We start from the raw sequence: 26,687 nt of genomic DNA, 5'->3' as shown, positions 1-26,687 counted from the left end.
GATTGTCTCAGTTTATTTTCAAGTGATTTGCAATATAATAGAAACAAGTCGAAATACGAAACGGAGTTTTAATCTATGTCATTAACATTGAATCCACGTGCAGAAGCGCTTAAAATCTCAGGAATCCGCCAATTTTTCAATCAGCTGCCCAATTATCCGGATGCGATTAACCTGACAATCGGGCAGCCTGACTTTCCGACGCCGGAAAAGGTTAAGGAAGCCGGAAAAGCGGCGATTACAGCTAATCTGACCGGTTACTCCCATAATGCAGGGCTCGTTGAACTGCGCCAGGAAATTTCTGCGTTCTTTCAAGATACATATAACCTGGTTTATAATCCGCTAACTGAAATTATTGCCACAAACGGGGCAAGCGAAGCGCTTGATGCTGTTTTCCGCACCATTTTGCAGGAAGGCGATGAAGTGATCCTTCCGGCACCTTGTTTTGCAGGATACGAACCGATTATTGAACTTAATGGCGGAAAACCTGTCCTGCTGGATACATCCGATACCGGCCTGGTACCGACAGCAGAAGCGATTAAAGCATTGATTACCAATAAAACAAAAGCGATTTTATTTAATTTCCCTTCCAACCCGACAGGTGTTACATTGACAAAGGCCCAAATGGAGCCGCTGGTGGAAGAGCTCAGCAAGCATGAAATTTTTGTCGTGACAGATGAAATCTACAGTGAAAATACATTTGAAGGCAGCCATACTTCGTTTGCCTGTTTTGATGCCATTAAAGACCGCACCTTCCTCGTGCACGGTTTGTCCAAATCCCATTCAATGACCGGATGGCGCATGGGCTTTTTGCTGGGGCCGGAACAATATGTCACGCAAGTGCTGAAAGTGCATATGTACAATACCGTGTGTGCATCCGTGCCAAGCCAGTATGCCGCAATCGAAGCATTGAAAAATAACCGCGACGCACCGGAAATGATGAACCGGGCATACCGGGAGCGCTGTGATTTTGTCTACGGAAAACTGACCGAGATGGGGCTTGATGTCGTGAAACCGGCAGGCGCATTTTATATTTTCCCTTCCATCACAAAATACGGCATGACGTCATTCGAGTTCGCGAGCGCTTTATTGAAAGAAGGAGGCGTGGCAGCTGTACCCGGGTCAGCGTTCACAAAAGCCGGAGAAGGCTTTCTCCGCATCTCATACGCCTATTCCATGCCGACACTAGAACGGGCAATGGAACGCATGGCAGCATGGATGGAAACGCTGGAGAAGAAATGAGGAATATCATTTTGCGGGGATACAACCCCCGCTGAGTGTTAGTTGATCCAAGAGGAGGACATAGAGATGGCTACATTATGGGGGACTCCCGAAAAGCTGCAGGAATTGTTATGCGAGTTGGTTAGCTGGAAAAGCATGACGTTAACAGAAGGCGAAGTTCAATTCGCTTATAAATTGAAAGAAAAACTGGAAATGATTCCGTATTTCCAGGAGCATCCTGAAAACTTGGCGTTTAGCCAAGTGAACTGGGAGCGCGAGAACGTCACTGCGCTGTATAAACATCCTGAAGCCAAAGAAACAATTGTGCTCATCAGCCATTACGATACCGTCCATACATCGGAATATGGCGACCTGGAGCCGATTGCCTGCAGCCCACTGGAATTGGCGGAAGCGTTCAAGAAAGTGCGGGATGAATTGGATCCAGATGCAAGGGCGGACCTTGAGTCAGGTGAATACTTATTCGGACGCGGCACCATGGACATGAAAGCAGGATTGGCGCTTCACATGGCAATGATTGAGAAAGCGGCTGCCGAAGAATGGCCAATCAATTTGCTGCTGGTGACAGTGGCCGACGAAGAAGTAAATTCAGCCGGCATGCGCTACGGGGTTTCGAAACTGCTGGACCTGGAGCGGGAGCACGGTTTGGAATACATCTTATTCTTGAACGGTGAACCGGTGTTTGCCCACCATCCGGGCGACATGAACCATTACGTCTATACCGGATCGATTGGTAAAATAATGCCATCTGCCTTATTCTACGGCAAAGAAACGCATGTTGGTGAACCGCTGTCCGGCATCACGTCGAGCTATATCTCGACATATCTGACGCACCGGATGGAATGGAATACTAGTTTTACTGAAACCGTTTATGGCGAAAAGACGCCTGTGCCTGTAACTTTGATGCAGCGGGACATGAAAGAAGAGTACTCGGCACAGACGCCGTACCGGACCAGCGCCATGTACAATGTCTTTTTGATGGAAAAAACGGCGGAACAAGTATTCGATCAATTCGAGAAAGTAGCCATCGAAGCGATGGAACATTGCACGCGTGATTACCGCGCAATGTGCGAGCGCGAAAACATCGAACCGGTCGGAGACATCCGGGTGCTTCGCTTTGAAGAACTGATGAAATACGCGATTGATAAATTTGGCATCGAATACGTCAATGAAGCCTTGTATGATACCATGATGCACCCGGAATGGGACGTGCGGGACAAGTCGATGCACATCGTCGATATCCTGCTGATCAATTGCCAGGAGCTTACACCGGCGACTGTGCTGCTGTATGCGCCGCCTTATTACCCGCCAGTAAACTCGTCGGAAAACGAACTCGTCAAGCGCTGCGTTGAACAAGTGACAACTAATGCCATGAATAAATTCGGATTGAAAATGAAACAAATCCATTACTTTAACGGCATATCGGATTTAAGTTATGTCAATTACACCGACCAGAATGGCGGTTGGATCACCTACGAAAAAAATACACCGGTGTATGGTGACTTGTACAACATCCCTTTCCAGGCGATGAAGCAATTGCAGGCGCCTGTTTTGAATGTCGGTCCGTTTGGCAAAGACGCCCATAAACGCACAGAGCGCCTTCATATCAAAAATACGTTTGAAGAAATGCCGATTCTGCTGGAAGAGTTGATTTTGTCGATTTCCGTTAAGAGTCCTCATTATTAAGGGTGTTGAAAGAAGAGACCTTCGCTTACAGCGAAGGTCTTTTCCATTCAAAGCCCTTGGTCTGGCGTCAGTGGGCGAAGCTTGTTCCGAAGAACACCGATAGAAATCTTAGAAACACCGATAAAAACCATTAAAACACCGATAGAACCTGCACAAAACACTGATAGAAATCACATTGCAGTTCGCCGACCGGCGGACTGCATCCTTGAGCTTCATTGGAGACCTTTGCGCACTGCGAAGGTCTTTTCCATCCTGAGCATGTGAACTTCGGTTTTGGAAACTTTCCCTAACGAACACCACTAACCCAAAATAACCCCTCCTGTCCTACAACAATCGTCCTCAATCATGTACAATTTACTTATACATAATAAGGGGGAACTGAAGATGAAAATCGTCAAAGCGCAAATCTCTGCAGTGGAATTTCCGTTGAAGGAGCCGTTTATCATTTCGTATGCGACTTATCCGAATATGCCGGCGGTCATTATCAAGCTGGAGACGGATACGGGAATCGTCGGCTACGGCGAAGCGGTACCGGATGAGCACGTTACCGGAGAACAAGTTACCGGTACATATGAAATTTTGAAAAATGTCCTCATTCCGCAAATCATCAATCAAAGCCCGTTCGACATCGAACACATCCACCATCTCATGGATGCGACGATTGCCAGAAACCCCGCGGCAAAAGCGGCGATTGATATTGCGTGCTATGACTTGATGGGGAAAGCGGCAAATCAGCCGGTCTATAACTTGATCGGCGGACGTGCACATGACCATCTCCAATATCCGAAAGTTCTGAGCATCGAAGCGCCGGAAATCATGGCGGAAAAAGCAAAAAAAGCGATGGACCAAGGATTCAGCAGCTTGAAACTGAAAGTGGGCGGCACGGATTCCGCTACTGACATTGCGCGCATTTACGCAGTGCGGGAAGCGGTGGGACCCGAAATGCCAATCCGCATCGATGTCAATCAAGGATGGAAAACGGTCGGGCATGCGGTTCAGACCATCAACCAATTGGCGGATGCACAGCTCACTTGGATTGAACAGCCGATCCGCATGGGCGATATCCGCGGGCTTGCAGATATCCGCAAAAAAACCACCACGCCAATTATGGCAGATGAAAGTGTGCAGACGATGGAAGACGTGCTTGAAATCATCCGTCTTGAGGCTGCCGATTACATCAACATCAAATTGATGAAATCCGGCGGTATTTTCCCGGCGATCCAAATGGCGAAAGCGGCAGAAGCAGCAGGCATCATTGTCCAGATCGGGTCGATGGTGGAGTCTTCAGTCGGTTCTGCGGCAGGCTATCATGCGGTTATGTCGCGCCGCAATATCCAGTCAGCTGAGTTGACTGGACCTCTTTTATTCGCAGAAGAGATTGGGAACCTGGAGTACCAGCTGCCTTATGTCAATTTGTCGGACCAGCCTGGCCTTGGCGTCGAAGTGGATGAAAAGCAGCTGCAGAAACTGTCCACGGCCACTTGCATAGTGGAAGGGAATGAACGGACAAATGGATAATGAAACAAAAATACTGGAGTACTTTGACCATTTCCATGCCCATCCCGAAGTGAGCTGGAAAGAAGTCCAAACGACGAAAAAACTGGCTGACATTATGGAAGAGCTGCAAATCAGGCATCATACCTTCAATGACGTAACGGGATTGATCGCTGAAATTGGCGAAGGAGATCAAGTAGTGGCGGTACGCGCCGACATCGATGCCCTGTGGCAGGAAGTGCAGGGAAAAGTGCAAGCCAATCATTCCTGCGGCCATGATGCCAATATGGCGATGGTGCTGGGGGCGCTTCTTTACTTGAAAGACGAAACACTGACGAAGCGTATTCGGTTTATTTTTCAGCCGGCAGAGGAAAAAGGCAATGGATCGCTTGCGATGATTGAACGTGGAGCGCTGGAAGACGTGACGCATTTATACGGTGTGCATCTGCGTCCGATTGAGGAAATGCCTTTTGGCCAAGTAGCGCCTGCCATTTATCACGGTTCCGGGATTTTCCTGAAAGGCAAGATTACCGGAGTGGATGCCCACGGTGCTCGGCCGCATCAAGGGAAAAATGCCATCGATGTGGTTGTCGCTATCCATCAATTTGTGAAATCGATTTATTTCTCGCCGTTTGAGTCGTATTCGGCGAAGCTGACGAACATCCAGGCGGGAGGCGAGTCGTTGAACATCATTCCGGGCAGCGCTGATTTTGCACTGGATGTCCGCTCCCAGTCGAACAGCCTGATGGCGGAATTGAGAAAACGCATCGATGCAGGGCTCGAATCTATCGCAGCCTTGCACGGCGTCGAAATAGAGTGGGAATGGGATGATTACACGCCGGCGGCGGAAGTGTCGGAAGAAGCAATGCAGATTGCGGACGCCGCCATCCGGTCCGTCATAGGCGATGAAAATACGTCAGCGCCTATTGAGACAACCGGTGCGGATGATTTCCATTTTTACACGATAAAGAAGCCGGAACTGAAAGCGGCGATGCTTGGAGTGGGTGCAGACCTTGTGCCGGGGCTCCATCATCCCGATATGGCGTTCAACCGGGATGCGCTTGATATCGGGGCGCGCGTACTGGCAGAAACGCTGAGAAGAACTTGAACGAGTGGCAGGTTTTAAAGAAAAGCACATTTGCGCAATGGCAAATGTGCTTTTTTCTGCTCTCTGGCAGCAACTCGGAAATAAATTCATGATACAATTCAACTATGAAAAAAATACTTATCTTTCTAATATTGTTTATCATCTTATTTGTATCATCTGGCCAAACTTATGAAGAACAATCCTTGATTCCGGCATTGGAAAAGTACCTGCCGTCCGAGCCGTTCAAAGGTGTATTGAGCCATTTGGAAATTCCGTATTGGGGCACTCACGTATCGATTGAAGAAAGAGGCTACCATAAATTTATCGAATTTTTGCTTCGCAAAGGCGCCCATGTCCTGATGTTCGGCTTGATCGCCTTGGCCGTGCTGAATCTTTTGCCTAAACCAAAAGTGTGGCTTGCTTTCATAATCGCTCTTGCCATTGCATTGATGGATGAGTTCCATCAATCGTTGACGGGAGGACGGACGCCGGCTATTCAAGATGTGTTGCTTGATGCTTTTGGAGCGCTCTTGTTTTTAAGTATTTGGTTGTTATGGAATACAGGAAAAAGAAAAACAAAAGAACAATAACTTGTGGAGGAATAAAAAGCAGTGCTGGAATCAATCCAGCACTGCTTTTTATTGAGTCGATTTTCAAGAATTTTTGTTTAAGATGACCAGATTAAATGGACTTTAAATTAGTTTATATTTTCCATTTTAAAATAAAAATATTATAATTCCCTTTTTATATAAAAATAAACATTAAAATGAGCATAAATTTAAAATTGTAATACAAATGTAATGAAAAATAGTACATTTATCTGATAAGATCATAAGTGTATTAAGTACTACTCGGAAAAATATATTAGATTCGGTGTCTGATCAACATCTAGAATCCACAACAGAGGTGTCCAATTGAAAAAATGTATAGTAGTTATGGTGATAGCGATGCTAATTTTTACAGCTAATCCGTTCTTATCAAATAAAGCCGAAGCAGCCAGTGGAACAGTAACACCAGAAGAATTAATCGCATATGCAAATAAATTTACAGGAGTACCTTATCTATGGGGCGGCAAAACACCAAGAGGTTTTGACTGTTCAGGTTACCTCTTATACATATTCAACCAATTTGATCTTTCCATCCCTCGTGTTTCTGCGGATCAATATAAGGAAGGCGCATGGGTATCGAAAAGCAATCTAAAAAAGGGTGACTTAGTATTTTTTGGAGCAAGTGCTGGTTCAACCAGAGTCACACACTCAGGACTCTATGTCGGAAATGGGAATTTCATCTCTGCAACAACAAGTAAAGGAATTGCTACAGAGAATTTGAATACAAACTCTTACTGGGCTCCACGCTATATTGGTGCAAAACGATATAATAGCGTAAAAGCTGCACCGGTCACAGTTTCTGCACCGAAAAAACAATTGCCAGCAGGTCAGTATTATGATGTGTCAAGCAAATATTGGGGTTATATTGCTATTAAAAATCTAGGCACTAAGGGCATTATCAATGGTTATGATGTCAGTGTTTTTAAACCGAATAATGCAGTAAACCGTGCAGAGGCAGCAAAAATGATTGCACTTGCAGTAGGACTTAAACCGGTTAACGGCTCATCATTCAAAGATGTTTCTTCTGCTTACTGGGCAAATGGCTATATCAATGCTGTTAAACGGGCAGGCATCATTAATGGCCGCGGTGACGGCAGATACGCACCAGCTGAGAAGATCACACGTGCAGAAATCAGTGCCATGCTAACTAGAGCATTCACTTTGAAAGCATCTTCAACATCAGTGTCATTCAAAGATTTGAAAGGCCACTGGGCTGAGGCATCTGTTGTAAAAGTTGCTTCAAACAACTTGGCGACCGGATACGATGATGGCACATTCAAGCCGAATAATAACGCTACACGCGCTGAGATGGCCACATTCATCCACAGAGCAATCAGCAAATAAAATAAGTTTTAGAAAAGGAGCCTTCAGTGGAAGGCTCCTTTTTCAGCTTATCAAAAGCATTATATTCTTATTTACTTACCGATATTCTAAATTATAGCTTCATTAGTCCAAGGCTTTTACCAGACAAAAAGGCAGTCCAGATGAGATCATCTGGACTGCCTTTTATTTAATCTACTCCAATGAATTACTCAAAATTTGTGCATTCTCTGCTCGTGTAATCGGATTTTCCGGACGGAAAGTGCCGTTTGGATATCCTTTTACAATATTGTTTTCGAATACAGCTTGAACAGCGTCGTAATAGTACTTGGAAGAAGGTACATCGCTAAACTGGGTATTTTGTGTACTCTTCAGATTATATATGCGCTGAATAAGGACTGCCATGTCTCCGCGATTGATTGGAGCATCCGGTGAAAAATTAGTTGCTGTAATTCCTTTGACATAACCAAGCTCAACAGCGCTATTGATATAGCCGGCAGCGTATGAATTTTTTGGGACATCCGTAAATTTATGATTAATGTTGTTCTTATTCAAATTTAATGCACGGCCGATCATTGTGACCGCTTCTCCACGGGTGATGGAACTGTTCGGCCGGAATGTCCCGTCCGAGAATCCGTTAGTTATGTTTTGATCGAAGATTTTTTGGATAGCTGAAGTGTACCAAATATCAGGAACTAAATCAGGGAACAAAGCCGCTTTTGAAGACAAGGACTGAACCAAACCATGTCCATATAGATTGTCTCTTCCTTTTGCCCCTAAATCCATTGCGGCCCTATTCACTGTAGCGCGAAGCTGTACGTTGGTCAAATGGGGATAAGCTTCCATGTACTGGGCAAATGTACCGGCAGCGAAAGGCGCAGCCATGGACGTTCCTTCTGAGACCATATAATCTTCCTGAGTGGAAGTTTTGGCATCTACAAATGTACTTTTAATGTTTTCCCCAGGCGCCACCAATTCCTGGTTTGGACCGAAATTTGAGAAATAGGACAGTTTGTTCAATTGGGATACAGAACCCACGGCAATGACAGAAGGAAGACGGGCAGGAAATAGAACATCTTTAATACTTAAATTTGCCCGGTAGTTGCCAGAGGCTGCAACGATGATAATGCCCTGGTCATAAGCTTTCTTGACGACAGCCTGAAGAGACGGGCTATTGGTTTGTGTTGTCAAACTGAGGTTGATAATATCCATCTTCTGCTCAATAGCCCATTCAATGCCGGCGATGACGTCGGTCATATCGCCAAAGCCTTCATCTGACAACACTCTGATTGAATAAAGTGAGGCGTCTGGTGCTACGCCAACTGTTCCAATTGAATTGTTCTGTGCTCCAATTATACCTGCGACATGTGTCCCGTGCCCAAGTTTATCGGCAAAGGCGGTCAGCCCTGAAATTTTTGATACACCACCGGCAATTTTCAAATCAGGATGCTTGTTGTTAATCCCGGAATCGACAACCGCTATTTTCACTCCTTTTCCGGTATAACCGATTTTCGAAGCGGTATTGGCTTTTATCTGTTTATAGCCCCATGTCTGCATTTGGCCGGCTGCTTTTACGAGATGATCTTCCTCAATGTATTCAATGGAAGAATCTATGCTGGCTGACTCGATGGATTGCTGATCCGGCAGGGTGACCACAACTGCGTTGATGCTATTCAATTCTTCTTGAACTTCTGCACCCATTTCATCCAGCACTTCAAAATCGATTTCATCTTTAAAAGAAATAATCACTTTCTCAGGTTCGTTTTCAGAAGCGGCAACTTCTATATGGTTAATGTTTAATGAAATGAGAGTAAGTGCTGTTGCTGCTAAAACATATATTTTTTTCAATAGATTCCCTCCATGCTTAAGCCGTTTTCTAGTAGTATAGCGCAATATAAAAAAAAGCGGGCTAAAAAGCCCGTTTTTTTATTAATTAATTATTAGCTTTCCACTTGTAGTAATCATCGATGCCGCTGGCAATTGCTTCAGAAGCCCGTTGTTTATAAGTAGCAGAAGCTAATTTAGAAGCATCTGTGCTGTTTGTGATAAATCCTAATTCCACCAATGCGGCTGGAAGAGGATTTGAACCGATAACCAGATAACCGGCTTCTTTTACACCTCGGTTGTTGTTGTTCATAGCTTTATAAAGCCTGTTCTGGATGAATGTTGCCAATTGTTTACTTTCTAAAGCCCGTTGATCAAGCGCAGCTGAGTAGAAGGTCTCTGACCCGCTAGCTGAAGGAGTTGCAGCATTGGTATGGATGCTGACGAACGCGTTGCCACCGCTCTTTTTAGCTAAATCAACTCGACTTGCCAGCGGAATAAAAATGTCAGTCGAGCGTGTCATGTAGACAGAAATACCTTTGGTTTTAAGAAGTGATTCAACGCGTTTTGCTACATCAAGGTTGATATCTTTTTCTTTTAAACCATGGCCGACCGCACCTGGGTCTGTACCGCCGTGACCTGCATCAAGAACTACGTATTTATTTGTATTAGCTACGGGTGTCACCGATTTTGCCAAATAAGCAGTACTGACATAGCCGGTTAAAGTGCCGCTTTTACCGTATGCCCAGCTACCATTGTAACCATAGACTTGGAATTTTGCGCCTCTGTAAATTTTCCCATATGATGAATAACTCGCATCCGGACCTTTGCGGACATTCAAGTTATCAGCTGTTACTGTCAGTTCAGCAATTGTAACGTTTTTGAATATTACACGGAAGTCAGTGTTGAGTGCTCGCGCTACAAAAGCGGCAAACTGCCCTCTGTTCAATTCACTGTTTGGTTCATAACTTCCGTCGCCTGTCCCGTTTGTGATGCCGGCTGTGGCGATTTTATTTGCTGCTGCATATAAACTTGTAGAGCTTGTATTTATTTTAATGTCTGTGAAAAAAACATTTCCAGTTTGTGTGAAGTTAAAGGCTCTGCTTAAAAGGAAAGCCATCTCACCGCGTGTTATTGTATCTTTCGGACGAAAATTTCCTTCTGAGTCGCCTTCGACGATTCCTTTGTCAACAGCGGATTGAATATAACCAGAAGCATAATTTTTGGGATCCACATCATTAAAAGAAGTTTTTCGTAAAGTGCCATTTAACTTTAGGGCACGACCAATCATAGCAGCGGCTTGTTCGCGTGTAACGGAAGCGTCAGGGCTGAAAGTTGTTTTTGACGTTCCATTGATTAAGCCTTTATTCCATAAATAAATAATTTCTTCATCCGTTGTTTTAATATCCTTGAAAGGAACGCCTGAGGCAGAAGAGCTGTTTGAACCTAAAGACGTAATCACTAATACCAGAGCGACAAAGAAGAGCCCAGCTTTAACTAATATTTTTTGCATAATTTAAAAATTTCCCCCTAATATTTTTTTGTTAATTTCTATAGTCAGTTTAGCAGACTTTAGTTCTAAAATATTCCTTTTTTTAATAAATGATAGAATAGATAGGTTTAAAAAACTAAATGAAGGGTAAATTCATTAAAAGTAAGCATAAATAACTACTTAATTTTAATTTTTTTCTATTTATTTTTAGTTTCATATAAATATTGTAAATAAATTGTAAAAATATGTGCTATAAGCAAAAAGTGACTCTAAGTGAAAAACTATCGAATTAGGTACTAATTTTTAGTTATATGTAAAAATTAGATAAAAAGTATGATAGTTATCATCTGGTAACTCCTATAAGATATTTACTATCTGGAAGGTCTAAAGAACGAATTTACTTTCCGATTGATAAAGGATTTTATTTCCATATAAGGGGGCTTTAATAAAAAATGAAGAAAGTATTGCTTATAACAGTCATGGCGGCATTGGTATTATCGTTATTCAATTCGCCGATAGCTAAAGCAGCAGATGACCTGAGCGGACATCCGTATGAAAAAGAAATGAGAGAATTGATGGCGCTCGGCGTTATTACTGGATACAATGACGGCTCTATTCAGCCGGAGCGCCATGTGACTCGTGCAGAATTTGCGAAAATGGTCATTAAAACTTTTGGTCTTGGAACAAATGCTGAAAGTGCAGAGTTTAAAAGCGCTGGACTGACAAACGCGGGAATAACTGCCACTGCTATAAACTTTAAAGATATTTCTGCGCATCAATGGTTTTATTGGCCGGTAATGGATGCTGTTCAAGCGGGAATTGTTAAAGGCTATCCAGATAACACATTCCGCCCAAATGAATCCATCACCCGCGAGCAAATGGCAACAATGGTATCAAGAGCATTAGCGGCAAAAGGAATGCTTCCGGATGTCGAACAGACTGCCACATTGAACTTCAAAGATTTATCTACTATATTGGAAGATCATGTAACAGATGTTCGGATTTTATCGCATCTTGAAATCTTGACAGGGAATACTGATGGAACGTTCAAACCGAAAGAAAGCTCAAAAAGATGGATGGTGGCGCTTGTTATGCTGAGAGCTAAAGATTACATGGACGGACCAGCGGAAAAAGAATTCCAGGCGGTTTCAGTAGCTTCGGATAAAACTACTATCGTAAAACATTTTGATACATTCGCAGAAGCGAAAAAATATGTTCAAGACAATACGAATTCGCAGGCAGTTGAACGCACCAACAAAATCCTCTGGATGGAGGAGGGGATCGGGTTTACGAATGCCTTCACTGAAATTTATCCTTCTGAAACGTTAAAAGCTTCAACTGGAACGTTCCGTCCATATGTTCCGGCTAGTACTGAACTAAAGTTTTTGGATTCGACAGGCACAACAGTCAAAGTGGAATTGGCGGGTAAAATAGGTTATGTCAGCCAGAATGTCATCCGTTTGATTCCGGAACAGGCTAAAAAAGGGCAATCGTATTATGAAGTATCAACCTCCGGCAGTCTGGTTCATAAAATTTATAACCACTCAAATGGAACTTTGCAGTCAACGGGAGAAATCGGCAAAGCGCCGAAAGAATTCGTGGCTGGCATGAAGTACTACAGCTGGGACGGAGCGACATTCACCAATGCCTCTGGCGCTCTTGTTACAGAAGCGCATCAATATTTCAACAAACTGCCGCTTCATACGACATCCAACTATACGGCTGCAGAACTGGACAAGTACCTTCAGGACGCCTTCCCGTATTACAACAAGACGGTAGCTGGCAAAACTTGGACCAAGAGTCCACTTGTTGGAACAGGTAAATTCTTCAAAGAAATGGAAAGCAAATACAAAGTCAACGCGCTTTATCTGATGGCCCATGCCATCCACGAAAGTGGATGGGGAACCAGTAAAATTGCACAGGATAAATTCAATCTTTTCGGTTATGGCGCAGTAGATGCGGATCCTTACAAGGCCGCTTTCACTTATCTTACGTTTAGAGAATCGATTGAATACGCTGCTCAAAAAGTCGATGCGAATTACCATACGATCAAAGCCAGCTACTATAATGGAGCATACCTTGGCAACAAAGGTGGAGGGATGAACGTTCGCTATGCATCCGATCCATTCTGGGGTGAGAAAATCGCGGGGCATATGTACCGCGCTGACCTTAAACTTGGCGGCAAAGATCTTAATAAGAAGATTTTAGGGGAAACAACAACTGCGCCTTTAAACTTCCGAAGTGGTGCATCAGCAACAAATGAAATGTTGTATACATTGCCGGTTGCCGGAGTTCCAGTCGTAATTAATGGCAACACGACGGCTTCCGGAGTTGCCTGGCATAAAGTACAGCCTGAAAACAAGGCCGATACTGAAGCCTATGTTCACGGCTCATACATTAAAATGCTGCCGTTGGCTAAGTAAAGAAAAACGCCAATCTCTAAGTTGTAAGCTTCGTATAGATTCCAATAAACTTTTAATAAATTTCACAAAAGAATCCTGTGTTCAAGCGCTTAGCACTTGAACACAGGATTCTTTGTTTATGTTATACTATCATAGAATATTTTGCCCTAAATAGAGGAGTTTTTATAATGACAAACAAATTTGTACATATATTAGGTGTGCCTTTTATCGATACGACCCGTAAGGAATTTATAACAAGATTGCAGGACCGCATTGAAAAGCGGGAAAAGACATTTGTCGTTACGGCGAATCCGGAAATTGTTATGCACTCGCTCCAAGATCCGGCTTATAAGCAGATACTCGGCAAGGCGGATTATATAACAGCTGATGGAATTGGTATTGTTAAAGCAGCTGCCATTGTCGGCGAACCTTTGCCAGAACGGGTTAGTGGCTATGACATGATGCTTGACTTGATGGAAATGGCTAATCAGAAACGCCAGCGGATCTTCTTCCTGGGAGCTTCAGAAACAGTGCTGCAGGAAACGGTACGCTTAGTTCAAGAAAAGTATACTGGCATACATATAGCGGGACATCACAACGGTTTTTTTGATTGGACAGACCCAACTTTGCCGCAAACTATCAAAAATTCGGAGCCAGACCTAGTATTCATAGCACTCGGTTTTCCGCGTCAGGAACAGTGGATTGGGCAACATATCGATGGATTTGATCAGGGAGTCTTCATCGGCGTCGGTGGCAGTTTTGATGTTTTCAGTGGAAATGTCAAACGAGCGCCTGAACTTTGGCAAAAGCTTAATCTGGAATGGTTCTACCGTTTAGTGAAGCAGCCTTCGCGCTGGAAACGGATGCTCGTCTTGCCGAAGTTTGCGCTCGTCGTGATCCGCGGGAAGGTCTTCAGTAAAGGATGAAAAATACGCTAGTCAAAAGTACGCTTATTTTATCAGTTGCTGCGTTATTATCGAAAATACTTGGAAGCCTGTTCCGCATTCCGCTTCAGAATATAGCGGGGGACGAAGTGCTTGGAATTTTCACATTGGTGTACCCGGTTTACATGGTGGCATTGACGCTGTCGGTCGCGGGTATTCCGATTGCAATTTCCAAACTAATTGCAGAAGCACGGGCTAAAGGTGATGATCAGCGCATCAAAACAATTTTTTCGGTCTCTGGAGTTTTAGCAGCGCTGTTTGGTATCATAAGTTTCTTGTTAATTTATGCGTTTTCTCATCCGATTGCGGAGGTTCTGGGAGGACCGGCTACCCGGCCGGCATTAATTGTGGTCTCTTGTACATTGCTGGTCGCACCTTATATGGCGGTATATAGAGGGTTTTTCCAAGGCTATGAGGATATGACGCCTACGGCTGTTTCCCAAGTGATTGAACAGTTTATCCGCGTCGGTTTGATCTTAATAGTGGCAGTTATCATGGTCCAAAACCTGTACAGCGATCAAGAAATAGGCGGAGGCATCATGATCGGCTCCATTATTGGAGCGGCTGTTTCGCTTATTTATCTGAGAATATTGTATGAACGGACATCAATCCGTAAGCTGAAAAGGAAGAAAGACGGATCGTTCTGGAAAACTGGAAAAACCATACTGAAAATTTCCATCCCGATTTGCATCGGAGCCATCACGATGGCTCTTCTTAATCTGGTTGATTCCATCACTATCCCTACAGGATTGAAGACTTATGGCTATGCAGGCGATGACATCAATTATCTTTACGGAATATACGGAAGAGGATTAGCGCTTGTACAAATTGTAACAGTATTCGCAAGTTCTGTTGTCCTGCCTCTTATTCCTTCTATTTCAAAAAAACTCTCGCAGCGAGACTTGAACGGAACGAAGAAACTGATTGAAAATACGTTTTTCCTTACATATCTTATTTCAATACCAGCGGCCTTCGGCTTAGTTGCGTTAACGCTGCCGATTAACTTGGGATTATTCACTGATTTGGAAGGAAGCCAAGTCGTAGCAATCATTTCATTTAGCTCACTTTTTACTTCGTTGACAGTTCTCGGAACAGGCGTGCTGCAAGGTATCAATAAAGCAAAGCTCGGTGCATGGATTATCATCTTCGGTGTCATCATCAAGCTGATCCTCAATTTTTTACTGGTGAACCTGTATGGATTAACGGGAGCTGCAATTTCCACCGCCCTTGTTTACTTGATTTTGTTCCTGTTAAATGTATATTTCATTTGGAAATACACGGAATTTGAGTATTATTCAAATAAAATTATTTCCATTTCTATTGCAGCATTAGTAATGGGGGCAATTATCTGGCTTCCAAGTTCTTTCCTGGACTTCGAAGAAATGTCGCGAATTGGAGCTTTACTATATGCCGCAATTGCAATTGTAGTAGGAGTTTCAATCTTTTTTGGCTTGCTTCTCGTATTAAAAGTGCTCAATAAAGATAATATGAGCCAGATTCCAGTGCTCAATAAAATAATTAAGTAAAACAAGGACATAGCTTGAGAGAGGCAGAAGAAATAGCTCCAGCTCTTAGGGTTCAAAAAATAAAGGTTCTAAACCATGAAAAGTTAAGGGTGTGTAATTTGTGCGAAAAGTGTTAATTGCTATTATTCTAGCCACATTAATATTGACAATTCCTTCAATATACCAGCGCGTTCAAATAGAAGAATCCAATAAGACTGTTGAAACCATTGTGCCTTACAAATTGATCCATCAATGGATGGGCAACAATCCAGATATTACTCAAGGCCAGGTATTCAGTGATTTAGAAGAGGCAGGTGTCCAATCCATTTCTGTGGAACCTGATACGTTGCGGACATTGGAACGGAAAGGGGCGATCACGGCGGTAAATTCTTCCCGAATGAGAGAGCATCTTTTGCTTAATCGCCAAGAGCCTCTGGACGCTTTTTACAATACAGAAGGACTGTTCGTCGCTTCAACTGAAGATTTTCCTCTGGCAGAAGTAGCGAAAGAGATGTTTGAAGAAACGCATTCCATAGAAGTCAACGGTGTTCAATACACGTTCATTCCGGGAGTGCAGCATACTATTCTTTCAATGCCAGTTGGCTATGATGAAGAAGTAATTGCTGCAGTATTGGACGCAGGGATAAACGTTGTTCCCCGCCTCGCTGATTACGGAGAAGAAGAACAAACCAAGCGTATGGCGGATGAACTTTTGTCTTTAAAGCAAGAAGGAATAGAAAAAGTGCTGTTCCTCGGTATGAATGCTCCGTTCTACAAAGAACCGGAGCTCCTTAAAGATTTTGCAACTGAACTGAAAGAAGGCGGTTTTACGCTGCTGCAAATTGAATCCGGAAATCAGACAGGTTTCCAGCAATTGGCTTATGCGATGGATCTCGACGTGGTAAGGCTTCATAGTGTACCTGTCACCAAAGATGACCTTTCCACTATGTCAGAACGGATTGTCCGAGCTGTAAAAGAGCGCAATATCCGTTCGATTTTCTTGAGTATGAGCTCAACTGATTACGGTGAAGCGATAGCAGGATTGAAAACTATCCGAGCAGATGTCGACACAGGATTGGTAGCGTATTCCAGAGGCGAAGCCAAGGCTTTTGCAGCCTATGAAGTGCCAGCTTGGCAAACGGCTGCCGGATTGATTGGCGCAATTGCCTTTTTAGGTTTAGCAATCGATGTTATTATCAAAAAACGCCTGTTGACGTTGCTGACAATAGCGGGTGCTCTATTGCTTGCATTAATTTATATGCTGTTTGACCTTAGCATCATATTGAAAATTTTTGCCCTTGGCGTGGCTATAGCTGCCCCTATTTTCGCAGTATTGCAGGATAAAAAGATCGAATCCAAAGGGTATTTGGTCAAAGAGTATGCAAAAGCGGTCGCTGTTACTTTAGTAGGTATTTGGTTTATTGTCGTATTACTCAATGGAAATCAATTTCTATTAGGTATAGACTCTTTTAGAGGAGTTAAACTTGTCTATATTTTGCCCATGGCATTTATTGCGATTTATGCAGTATGGGGAAGCATTAATTTCCTGCTAAAAATGAATGTGAAATATTGGCATTTGTTAACAGTCGGGTTGATTGCTGTTTTAGGGATGTATTATATAAGCAGAACCGGGAATGCAGGAGCTGTCAGTGCATTGGAGCTGCAGGTAAGACAGTTGCTTGAGCAAATTTTGTATGTGCGGCCGAGAACAAAAGAGTTTTTGATTGGCTTCCCGCTTTTCGTCGTAGCACTTTACGTGGCGAAAAGAAACATCAAAGCCAGTTATTTCATTTTGATTCCGGCGGTCATCGGCTTTTTGTCGATGGTCAATACGTTTACACATTTGCATATCCCTCTGTCGATTTCCTTGCTCCGGAGCACATATAGTGTAATTATAGGATTTTTAATCGGCTTGTTGCTTATTTTACTGTATAAATGGATTGGCAGAAGGATAGTTGGACAGATAAAGGCGAGGTGTCAGTTTTGAGAATAGTTTTGTCGGGATATTATGGCTTTGATAATGTAGGGGATGAAGCTATCCTTTATGCCATTACTCAATCGTTAAAAGAGTATTATCCAAAAATAGAAATCGTGGTGCTATCCAATAAACCGGAAAAAACGGCCGCGACTTATGGTGTCGAATCGGTAAACCGGTGGAATATTGCAGAAGTTGCGAAGGCGATAAAAGCAGCGGATGGACTGATTAGCGGTGGCGGCAGTCTGCTGCAGGATGAAACAGGACGAAAAAGCATTCCGTATTATTCCGGTGTGATGAAAATCGCCCAGTTTTTGAGAAAGCCAGTTTTTGTATACGCCCAAGGTATGGGTCCTGTTACAAGCCGGATTAATAAAATGATCATGAAAAAAACATTGCAAGCAGCTAAGTTGTTGACAGTCCGGGATGAATCATCCAAGCAATTGCTGAAAGAAATAGGCATCAAGCAGCAGATCCAGATTGTCCCGGATCCGGTAATGGGCCTTGATGCATCCAATTTCCACAGTGGCTGGCTGGATCATAAACAATTTTCAGGACGCGTCATTACAGTATCTATCAGGGACTGGACAGAAGATTTATCTTACTTGGAAAAAGTGGCAGAGGCATTGGATCAGCTTTCTAAGAAAGGCCATAACATTGTACTGGTACCCATGCACGGCAAACATGATTTGAAAACTTCAGAACGCGTAACAAACATGATGATAGAAGAAGTCCATATCTTCCCGTACGACCATTCTATACAGGAAAAAATGGCAGTCATCAAAGAATCCGATGTTTTGCTGGGCATGCGCCTGCACGCCCTTATTTTCGCAAGTGTAGGATTGACGCCATTTATAGCATTGTCGTACGATCCGAAAATTGATTCGTTTGCCTCGATCGTCGACCAACCGGTCATTGGCAATGTCAATGAGAGAAATTGGTCTTCTGAAGACATTGTCTTCGCCATTGAAAAGATTTTCGCAGATTATCCGGGAGAAGTCAGCAAACTGAAAAAGTTTGTGGTTCCTTTGCAAAAACAAGCCGATGATACAGCAAAGCGAGTAATTGATTTGCTGTTTGAACCTTTAACCGATTCAAAAGATGCTGTTTCCTATTCTGAAAGATCAAGGATACGAAATCGATAAGCAAAAAGGAGTTGCCCCTAAAAAGATTTGGGGGCAACTCCTTTTTTGATTTTTTGTATATTGAATAGCTTATTGCCTTTTCCAAAAACAATCCAGCTATGCGGTACAAACTCAAAGAAAAATCGTACAATGATCCAACTGCCGAAAAATGCAATCAGAAATGTGATTAATTGCCACGAGTGAAAAACAATCGGTTCTCCTCCTGCAGGCCCTATCCTTCTCAAAATCATCAGGAAGAACGGATGGATCAAGTACATGCCGAACGATACAGTACCGAGTTCAGTCAGCAGTTTTTTTGTGAAATTGAGCTTCATCAAACTCAGGAAATGAACAACGATGAAAATAGTAGCACCAGCAAACAATGCATGTGTGCTCCAGGCAAATTCCACCACGTAATTGCCAAAAGTCGGCTGGCCCGTACGGATGTTGTAGTAAATGCTAACATAGAAGTAAATCGTTGCTGCAAATGCAGCGAATATCAATGCAATACCCGCAAAGTGCTTTCTCCAATTCCGAATCCAATTAGCTGCCGCTTCATAATACACTCCAAGGAAAGCCCCGAAGAAATAGAACATGAAGTAAGACAGTGACACAGAACCTTTTGAAGGCACCTGCAAGAACTCGGAATTTAAGAATACCCATATCCACTGAATAGCAATTCCGATGAAGATGGAGTATTTCCGGATAAATTTGAATTTCTTAAAGAGGAATAACAAAATCGGAAACATTAAGTAAAACTGGACACTGACAAATACAAAGTACAGATGTTGATGCCCATTGCCGGTAGCAAGCTTAAACAGGAAGTTTTCAAGAAGCAGCGGGATATTGTCAAAGCTTCCATACATCCGTGTATAAATTAAAAAATAAAAAGCTGAAAAAACAACATAAGGCACCAGTATGAACAATAACCGTTTTTTATAAAATTGCTTGAACAGCTTGGCTGTTAAATCCCGGTGGTAATATGTATAAAACAAAATAAAACTGCTGAGGAAAATGAATGTAGGGGTTCCCAATTTTCCAGCGATGTTCAAAAAATTATAAACGCCGAACATTATGGAATCTGTTCCCGCTGTTGCTACTACTCCAGTGGAAGAAGAATGCACTGCAAAAACAGCAAACAAAGCTAAAGCCCGAGCATATTGGACTTCATCCAAATATTTTCTTTTTAAACTCATGTAATCACCATACTTTCTTTTATTGCCTGGGAAATATAGCATTGATATCATTTAGTTGAGAGCGTGTTATTTTAATTCACCTTTCCCATTTTAGCATACCTTTGCTGGTTCGTTGTATGGAAATATTAATAAGGTATTAAGTTTTAATTAAATGTAAAATGACTAAACATTCTTATTGTTTGAAAAAAAAGAGCGTGCTACACTAAAAGCGAATAGTTGCGCTTTTAGCTGTGTTCAAATTCAGCATGGCCTTTAACCGATAGTTACAGCTGGGTAATTGGCAATTGCTCAAAAAATAATGGGGATGGTGTTAAGATGAAAGGTAAAGTGTTAAAGACCACAATCGCCGCTGCTCTGACAGCTAGTGTAATTGGAGTTCAAGCGCCGGCTGACGTAAAAGCTGCTGAAGGGGATTTTGAACTGACGATCATGCATACGAATGATACGCATGCGAACTTGGACAAAGTGGCCAACCGTGCAACATTGGTAAAACAGATTCGTGCAGAAAAACCGAATAACTTGTTATTGGACGCAGGGGACGTTTTTTCCGGAACGCTTTATTTTAATGCTTTTGAAGGCGAGCCGGATATGAAGTTCATGAACATGATGGGCTACGATGCCATGACTTTCGGAAACCATGAGTTTGATCTTGGTTCAAGCGAAGAAGGGCACAAAGCACTTGACGAATTTGTTGGCGATGCGGAATTTCCGTTTGTGGCAGCGAACGTTGATTTTTCGAAAAATGAATATTTCCAGGATTATGCACATAAAGAAGTCACTGCAGATTATATAGACGGCAATATATATAACGGCGTTGTCAAAGAAGTCGACGGCGAAGAAGTGGGGATTTTCGGGTTGACGACAGCAGAAACAGCTACCATTTCAAGCCCTGGCGATATTGGATTCACCGACTATCTGGCCGCTGCTGAAGAAGCGGTTGCGGCATTTGAAGCGGCAGGCGTCAACAAAATTGTCGCTTTGACTCACATCGGCTATGACGATTCTGCTGCAATTGACAATGATTTGACTCTGGCTAAAGAAGTCGAAGGAATTGACGTGATCGTAGGCGGGCATACGCATACGAAACTTGAATCACCGGTATTAGTGGAAGGCACTGGTGAACCGGTTGTAATCGTGCAGGCAAATGAATACAATAAATTCCTTGGCCAACTGGATGTCACTATCAATGACGCAGGCATCATTACGGGGCATACAGGCAAGCTGCACGATGTGAATGCAGCAGCGATCATGCCGGACTCAGATGTAGAAGCTGCTTTAAAACCATATGCAGCTGAGATTGAGGCACTTAAAAACCAATCTACTGGAAAAGAAGCGAAAGTGGCACTTAATGGGGGCCGAAGTGCAACAAATGGAGATGGTACAGGTGTCCGTGCTTCTGAAACCAATCTTGGAAACTTGATTACGGATGGCATGCTGGCAAAAGCCAAAACAATCGATCCTGCTACGGCTATCGCTCTTCAAAATGGCGGCGGCATCCGGGCTTCAATCAATGCCGGCGATATTACAGTCGGTGAAGTATTGACAGTAATGCCTTTCGGCAACGCACTTGCCCTCATGGATTTGACTGGCGCTGAGATCAAAGCGGCTCTTGAGCACAGCGTGAGTGCTTATCCAAGCGAGTCTGGCGCATTCTTGCATGTAGCGGGGCTTCAGTTTAAGTTTGATCCGACAAAAGCAGCGGGATCTCGCGTTCACTCGGTGAATGTAAAAGAAGGAGATGCACTAACACCGCTTGATGACGCAAAACGCTACAAAGTAGCAACAAATACATTCACTGCAAAAGGCGGCGACAATTATACGATGTTCGCTGCCGCTTATAAAGACGGCCGGGTGAGTGAACCAGGATTTGTCGATTATCAGATGTTCATTGATTACATCAAAACATTGCCGGAAGTAAACCCGGCAGTCGAAGGACGCATCACAGTTGGCGCTGCAGCTGAACAGCCGGGGGAAGCGAAATTGCCATTCAAGGATCTGGATGAAAAAAGATGGTCATATCCATTCATTCAAGATCTATTTGCAAAAGGCATCATTGACGGTACTTCAGATACTACATTCTCGCCAAAACAAGATTTGCCGCGCTGGCAGGCAGTAACGCTTATGGTGCGTGCATTAGACCTGCCGGTAGCCACTGCGCCGAAATCCTCATTCACGGACATTTCAGCACTTCCAGCAGAGCGCCAGGCGGAAATTAATGCAGCATACGCAGAGGGTCTGATCAAAGGAAGCAGCAAAACGAAGTTCAATCCAAAAGAAAAAATTTCACGCGAACATTTCGCATTGATCATGAACCGGTTGTATGAGCATGCAAATAAAGAAGAGTACAAAACGGCCAAACCAGCTCCATTTGAAGATATCAGCAAATTGGGGCCAGAGTCGCAAAAAGCGATTGCCATGCTTTATGATCTGAAAATTTCGGAAGGCTGGCAGAACAATTACATGCCAACAAAATTCACATCACGTGAAGAAACAGCTAAAATGTTCTCATTATTGCTTCCGCATACTGAAAAGTAAATACAACCAGCAACCCCCGCTTACCGGAATGCCGGTAGGAGGGGGTTGCTTTATTTTTTTGAAAGGCTAAGGATGTGGAGATAAACAAATGGTTTTTGAGGAAATGGACAAACAGTTCTTTTTTGTATAAATTATTGCCTGACCTTTGTGTATTTTATTAGTAAATGCATGCCCTTTTTGAAGAAACTGAATCAATCGGGAAAAGGTGTGGGAAGGTGGGAATTCAGATGGAATTTATATGAAACGATTAAAATGTGTGCCTATATACTTTAAAATAACTAATTATTTACATTTTTATAATCTTTTAAGGCATTAAATTTGAAAAATTACACAATTTTAACGAAAACGATACATTCCTTTTATATAATGGAGCTGTATGTTATTAAATTCCAAGGAGTGAAGCAGAGTGACGAAGAATGCATTCGGCAAGATGTTCTTGAGCTTGTTAGTGGCCTTGTTCGCTATGCTGCCGTATATGGCAACTACAGAGGCGGCAGAACCGATTACGGTAGCGGAAGCGATTGCCAATAATTCTGGAACCGCTACGGTGAAAGGATTTATCGTAGGAACCGCTAATAGCGGAACGAGTTACGACCAGGAAGCCCCGTTCACGGCAGCTACCAATGTGGGATTGGCGGATTCGCCGGACGAAACAGATCCCGCTAAAATACTGCCTGTCCAATTGCCGACCGGTTCTGTCCGTGGAGGATTGAATCTGGCAGACAACCCGCAAAATTTCAAAGCGGAAGTGACTATCACCGGAACGCTCAGTGCTTATTTCTCTGTTCCTGGCCTCCGTTCAGCATCAGCTTACACGATCCTTTCTGAAGGCGAAGCGCCGCCGGAAGCAGCGCCGGTCGATTCAATCGCTGAAGCCCGCACCTCTAATGGCGAGTTGATCGAAGTTGAAGGCACAGTAACAACAGGAACCGGTTTCTGGGGCGGAAAAGCGTTTTACATCCAGGACGAAACAGCAGGCCTTTATGTCTTTACTTCGAACGCGAACGTTGCTCCTGGAGATAACGTACGCTTGACAGGACGCACTTCCTTATTTTCAAACGAACTGCAATTGCAGCCAGATACAATAGAAGTAATTTCATCTAACAACCCATTGCCTGCAGCGCAAACCCTTACGCCAGCAGGAGTCAATGAAGAAACGCAAGGCGAGCGCATCGAACTGCGCAACGTCACGATCACAGGCTTAAAATCAGTAAACGATTTTGGCACATTTGAATTTTCAGCGGCTGCGGAAAACGGCGAATCGGTCATCATCCGCAACGATAACCGCAACGGCCTTGATTTTGCCCGCTTCACGCAGCAATACAAAGAAGGCGACCTCATTCACGTATCGGGAATCGCTTCGAAATTCAATAACACGTACCAAGTGAAAACACTCGGCACCGGCAGCTTTGACTTGGTCAATAAACCGGCCGTTTATACAGACGTATTCCCGGGCGTCGTTTCTGCAGGAACGAAAATTACCCTGCAGTCCGGCTGGGACAACGCAAGCATCCATTACACGCTTGACGGCTCAGTGCCAACTGCCGCAAGCGCAAAATACACAGCACCGATTGAATTGACCGAAGACACGGTGATCAAAGCGATTGCTGTTGGAGACGGGACCTCAGAAGTCTTTTCATTCGATTATACGGTGCTGAAAACAGCAGACCTGAAAATCCGTGATATCCAAGGCGAAAGCCATTACTCGGATTATGAAGGCGTGGCCGTCAGCGAAATCGTTGGAGTTGTGACGCATATCTACAACTCGGCGAACTTCGTCATCCAAGATACCAATCCGGACAACGACTTCACTACGTCGGAAGCCTTGATTGTCAATAAAGCATCGAACGGCTTGAAAGTCGGCGATGTGGTGACAGTCAGCGGGACAGTAGAAGAGCATTTCCAGGAAGGCTATTCGGACATCAGACAAAACGACCTTCCGATTACGCGCATCCGCGCTGTGGAAACTGTCAAAACAGGAACAGCTTCACTTCCTGAACCGATTGTCATCGGCGAAGACGTTCAGCCGCCGTCAGAGATCATCGACAATGACCAGTTCGCAAAATTCGATCCACAACAGGACGGCATTGATTTCTGGGAGTCGCTCGAGTTGATGCGCTTGGCCGTGCCGAACGCCAAAATCGTCGGGCCACAAGGCTACGGTGAAGTGGTAGTCGTAGCAGAAAACTCGCTGAACACGGATTTCCACAAGCAAGGCGGAATCCTGATTTCCGAAAACGATTATAACCCGGAACGCATCACCGTCGATTTTAACGATGAAAGTTTCGTCGCGAAAGGCGGAGACCGCTTTAACGGAGACGTCGTCGGCGTCCTTGGCTTCGGCTTCGGAAACTATAAATTGTGGACAGAGCGAGCAAGCTTGCCGGAACTGATTGAAGGCGATACAGCTCCCGAAACCACATGGATCCAAAAAGACGAAGACAAATTGACGGTTGCTACGTATAATATGGAAAACTTCTCAGCTGACCCGAACCATACAAGTAACGAAAAAGCGGCGCGCCTCGGCGAATCGTTTGTGGAGAACTTGAAATCACCGGATGTTGTCGCATTGGTGGAAGTGCAGGATTCCAACGGGCCGATCAATTCAGGCGACCCGAATGCAGATGCCAGCTATAAGCGCTTGATCGAAGCCATCGAAGCGGCGGGCGGCCCAAGCTATAAATGGACCGACATTGCGCCGGAAAACAACCAGGACGGCGGGGAGCCGGGCGGAAATATCCGTGTCGGATTCCTGTATAACCCGGAACGCGTGACGCTCTCCGATGCACCAAAAGGCGATTACAACGACGACAATTCATGGGTAAACGGCGAACTGGCGTTGAATCCTGGACGCGTCCAGCCAATTCCGATGCCGAATACCCGCAAGCCATTGGCTGCACAATTTGAATTCCAAGGCGAAGACGTGGTCGTCATTGCGGCCCACTTGAATTCAAAAGGCGGCGACCAGCCGCTGTTCGGCCAGAACCAGCCGCCATTCCTTGGCTCTGAAGCAGAGCGCATCGAACTTGCATCAGCGATCAACGGCTTTATTGAAGAAGGCTTAGAGCAAAATCCCGACTTGAACGTAGTTGTGGCTGGAGATATGAACGACTTCGAATTCACGCCGGCACTTGACGCATTGAAAGGCGACATCCTGGCGAACAAAGTCGAAGATGTACCACTGGATGACCGTTTCTCTTATTATTACCAAGGAAACTCTCAAGTGCTTGACCATATGCTCGTGACGAATAACTTAGACGATAAAACAGAAGTCGATATGATCCACATCAACGCAATGTTCATGGAACAGCACGGACGCGCATCTGACCATGATCCGGTGCTTCTGCAAATCGACTTGGCAGATCCGGCCGTTCCGGGTGAACAGCAAGCGGACCCTGATTACTCAGGAGAGTCAGCAATTGTTGTCGCAGGCCCGGCAGATGAACAAGGCCAATTGAATATCCTCTTTAATGAAGAAACAGCAGAACAATTGCTGGCAAGCGACAAAACGCTTGTCATCGACATGCCTTCAGCAGACCTGACATTGTCCGCAGCGAACCTGCAGCAAATCGTTGCAGCCGCAGACGGAGCTTTCACATTGGAAGTGGCGTATGACGACGAAAGCGAAGTCGACAAACGCCCGACAACAGCCGATCAAGTGAGCTTAAATCTAGTGAAGGAAAACGGCGAAAATTTGAGTATCCAATTCAACGCAGCTGCTGAACTGGAATTTGACTTGAACACCGACGTCAAAATCCTGTTCGGCGCCCGTGAAGACGCCAAGGGCAAATGGAAAATCATCCAAGGCGAGAAAACCGGCAAAACGTTCACATTGAACATCACCGGACTCGGCAACTACACGGTTGTATCCAATAATGGACAGATGAAGAAGAACAAGTAGATGTCTTCACTTTGATAAGCCGCGCCGGCTGCTTTGGGTAAGGCAAAGACGATTGCTCCTGCGCAAGCTCGTCGCAAAAGTGGTGCCCAAGCTTTTGGGCACCACTTTGACTCCCGCTTTGAGCCGAGAAGTACACTCGTCTCAAAGCTCCGCCTAGCCCCTGGACGCACCGGCGCTGGATATTTCTAAGTAATAGTGATGATCATTCAAATTTATCCTTCTCTAGATATGAAGTAAAACAGCGGAGACTCCCGCGAGGCAGCGTAGCTGTTTTACGAATATGGCATATAAAGTTTATTAGTTCCACTTATATAGTAAGAAAAAGAGCTTCCGCAAACTGCGGAAGCTCTTTTTCTAT

The 26,687-nt window shown here is 44.2% G+C and carries 16 protein-coding genes; 13 read left to right on the top strand and 3 right to left on the bottom strand.

Going from position 1 to position 26,687, the window contains the following annotated elements; all coding sequences use genetic code 11:
• The first annotated feature begins 75 nt into the window (after positions 1 to 75).
• From QWY16_RS15305 to QWY16_RS15280, 6 genes are all read left to right on the top strand, one after another.
• Positions 76 to 1,239 (top strand): aminotransferase class I/II-fold pyridoxal phosphate-dependent enzyme, encoded by a 1,164-nt coding sequence (locus QWY16_RS15305; protein WP_300990090.1) that lies wholly within the window; start codon positions 76 to 78, stop codon positions 1,237 to 1,239.
• Between the two features lie 66 nt (positions 1,240 to 1,305).
• Positions 1,306 to 2,922: a M20/M25/M40 family metallo-hydrolase gene (locus QWY16_RS15300; RefSeq protein ID WP_300990089.1), complete on the top strand. Its 1,617-nt coding sequence runs from the start codon at positions 1,306 to 1,308 to the stop codon at positions 2,920 to 2,922.
• Between the two features lie 384 nt (positions 2,923 to 3,306).
• Positions 3,307 to 4,440, top strand: a complete 1,134-nt coding sequence (locus QWY16_RS15295) for a mandelate racemase/muconate lactonizing enzyme family protein (RefSeq protein ID WP_300990088.1) — start codon at positions 3,307 to 3,309, stop codon at positions 4,438 to 4,440.
• Positions 4,433 to 5,524, top strand: a complete 1,092-nt coding sequence (locus QWY16_RS15290) for an amidohydrolase (RefSeq protein ID WP_300993472.1) — start codon at positions 4,433 to 4,435, stop codon at positions 5,522 to 5,524. Before QWY16_RS15295 ends, QWY16_RS15290 begins: the two co-directional genes overlap by 8 nt.
• A 104-nt stretch (positions 5,525 to 5,628) precedes the next feature.
• Positions 5,629 to 6,093, top strand: a complete 465-nt coding sequence (locus QWY16_RS15285) for a VanZ family protein (protein WP_300990087.1) — start codon at positions 5,629 to 5,631, stop codon at positions 6,091 to 6,093.
• A gap of 324 nt (positions 6,094 to 6,417) precedes the next feature.
• On the top strand, positions 6,418 to 7,455 hold the full coding sequence (locus tag QWY16_RS15280; protein ID WP_300990086.1) for a C40 family peptidase: 1,038 nt from the start codon (positions 6,418 to 6,420) through the stop codon (positions 7,453 to 7,455).
• 171 nt (positions 7,456 to 7,626) lie between these two features.
• Here QWY16_RS15280 and QWY16_RS15275 read toward each other — a convergent pair whose 3' ends face one another.
• Positions 7,627 to 9,279, bottom strand: a complete 1,653-nt coding sequence (locus QWY16_RS15275; protein WP_300990085.1) for a S8 family peptidase — start codon at positions 9,277 to 9,279, stop codon at positions 7,627 to 7,629.
• An 85-nt stretch (positions 9,280 to 9,364) separates the two neighbouring features.
• A complete protein-coding gene (locus tag QWY16_RS15270; RefSeq protein ID WP_300990084.1) occupies positions 9,365 to 10,768 on the bottom strand; it encodes an N-acetylmuramoyl-L-alanine amidase in 1,404 nt (467 codons plus the stop codon).
• A 431-nt stretch (positions 10,769 to 11,199) separates the two neighbouring features.
• On the opposite strand from QWY16_RS15270, the gene QWY16_RS15265 reads away from it, so the two are divergent.
• The 5 genes from QWY16_RS15265 to csaB all read left to right on the top strand — a co-directional run bounded on the left by QWY16_RS15265 (position 11,200) and on the right by csaB (position 18,718).
• Entirely contained in the window at positions 11,200 to 13,170 is a 1,971-nt protein-coding gene (locus QWY16_RS15265; protein WP_300990083.1) for an S-layer homology domain-containing protein, read from the top strand.
• A 167-nt stretch (positions 13,171 to 13,337) separates the two neighbouring features.
• Positions 13,338 to 14,075, top strand: coding sequence for a WecB/TagA/CpsF family glycosyltransferase (locus QWY16_RS15260; protein ID WP_300990082.1), 738 nt, complete (start codon positions 13,338 to 13,340; stop codon positions 14,073 to 14,075).
• On the top strand, positions 14,072 to 15,619 hold the full coding sequence (locus QWY16_RS15255; RefSeq protein WP_300990081.1) for a putative polysaccharide biosynthesis protein: 1,548 nt from the start codon (positions 14,072 to 14,074) through the stop codon (positions 15,617 to 15,619). The genes QWY16_RS15260 and QWY16_RS15255 overlap by 4 nt, the downstream gene beginning before the upstream one ends.
• A gap of 100 nt (positions 15,620 to 15,719) precedes the next feature.
• Positions 15,720 to 17,585 carry a DUF5693 family protein gene (locus tag QWY16_RS15250; RefSeq protein WP_300990080.1) on the top strand — a complete coding sequence of 622 codons (1,866 nt, stop codon included), beginning with the start codon at positions 15,720 to 15,722 and terminating at the stop codon, positions 17,583 to 17,585.
• A complete protein-coding gene (csaB, locus tag QWY16_RS15245; protein WP_367281320.1) occupies positions 17,573 to 18,718 on the top strand; it encodes a polysaccharide pyruvyl transferase CsaB in 1,146 nt (381 codons plus the stop codon). The genes QWY16_RS15250 and csaB overlap by 13 nt, the downstream gene beginning before the upstream one ends.
• A gap of 17 nt (positions 18,719 to 18,735) precedes the next feature.
• Here csaB and QWY16_RS15240 read toward each other — a convergent pair whose 3' ends face one another.
• The gene (locus QWY16_RS15240) at positions 18,736 to 19,893 is read right to left on the bottom strand and encodes an acyltransferase (RefSeq protein WP_300990078.1); all 1,158 of its coding nucleotides are present in this window, start codon (positions 19,891 to 19,893) and stop codon (positions 18,736 to 18,738) included.
• Between the two features lie 315 nt (positions 19,894 to 20,208).
• On the opposite strand from QWY16_RS15240, the gene QWY16_RS15235 reads away from it, so the two are divergent.
• Together QWY16_RS15235 and QWY16_RS15230 are read left to right on the top strand one after the other, a co-directional pair.
• Positions 20,209 to 22,428: a 5'-nucleotidase C-terminal domain-containing protein gene (locus QWY16_RS15235; protein ID WP_300990077.1), complete on the top strand. Its 2,220-nt coding sequence runs from the start codon at positions 20,209 to 20,211 to the stop codon at positions 22,426 to 22,428.
• Between the two features lie 406 nt (positions 22,429 to 22,834).
• Positions 22,835 to 26,329 carry a DUF8508 domain-containing protein gene (locus QWY16_RS15230; RefSeq protein ID WP_300990076.1) on the top strand — a complete coding sequence of 1,165 codons (3,495 nt, stop codon included), beginning with the start codon at positions 22,835 to 22,837 and terminating at the stop codon, positions 26,327 to 26,329.
• Positions 26,330 to 26,687 lie beyond the last annotated feature (358 nt).

Origin of the sequence: Planococcus shenhongbingii (assembly GCF_030413635.1) — a bacterium.
GTDB lineage: Bacteria > Bacillota > Bacilli > Bacillales_A > Planococcaceae > Planococcus > Planococcus shenhongbingii.
Note: the sequence above shows the minus strand (reverse complement) of the source record. Positions and strands in the feature narration are given on the sequence as shown.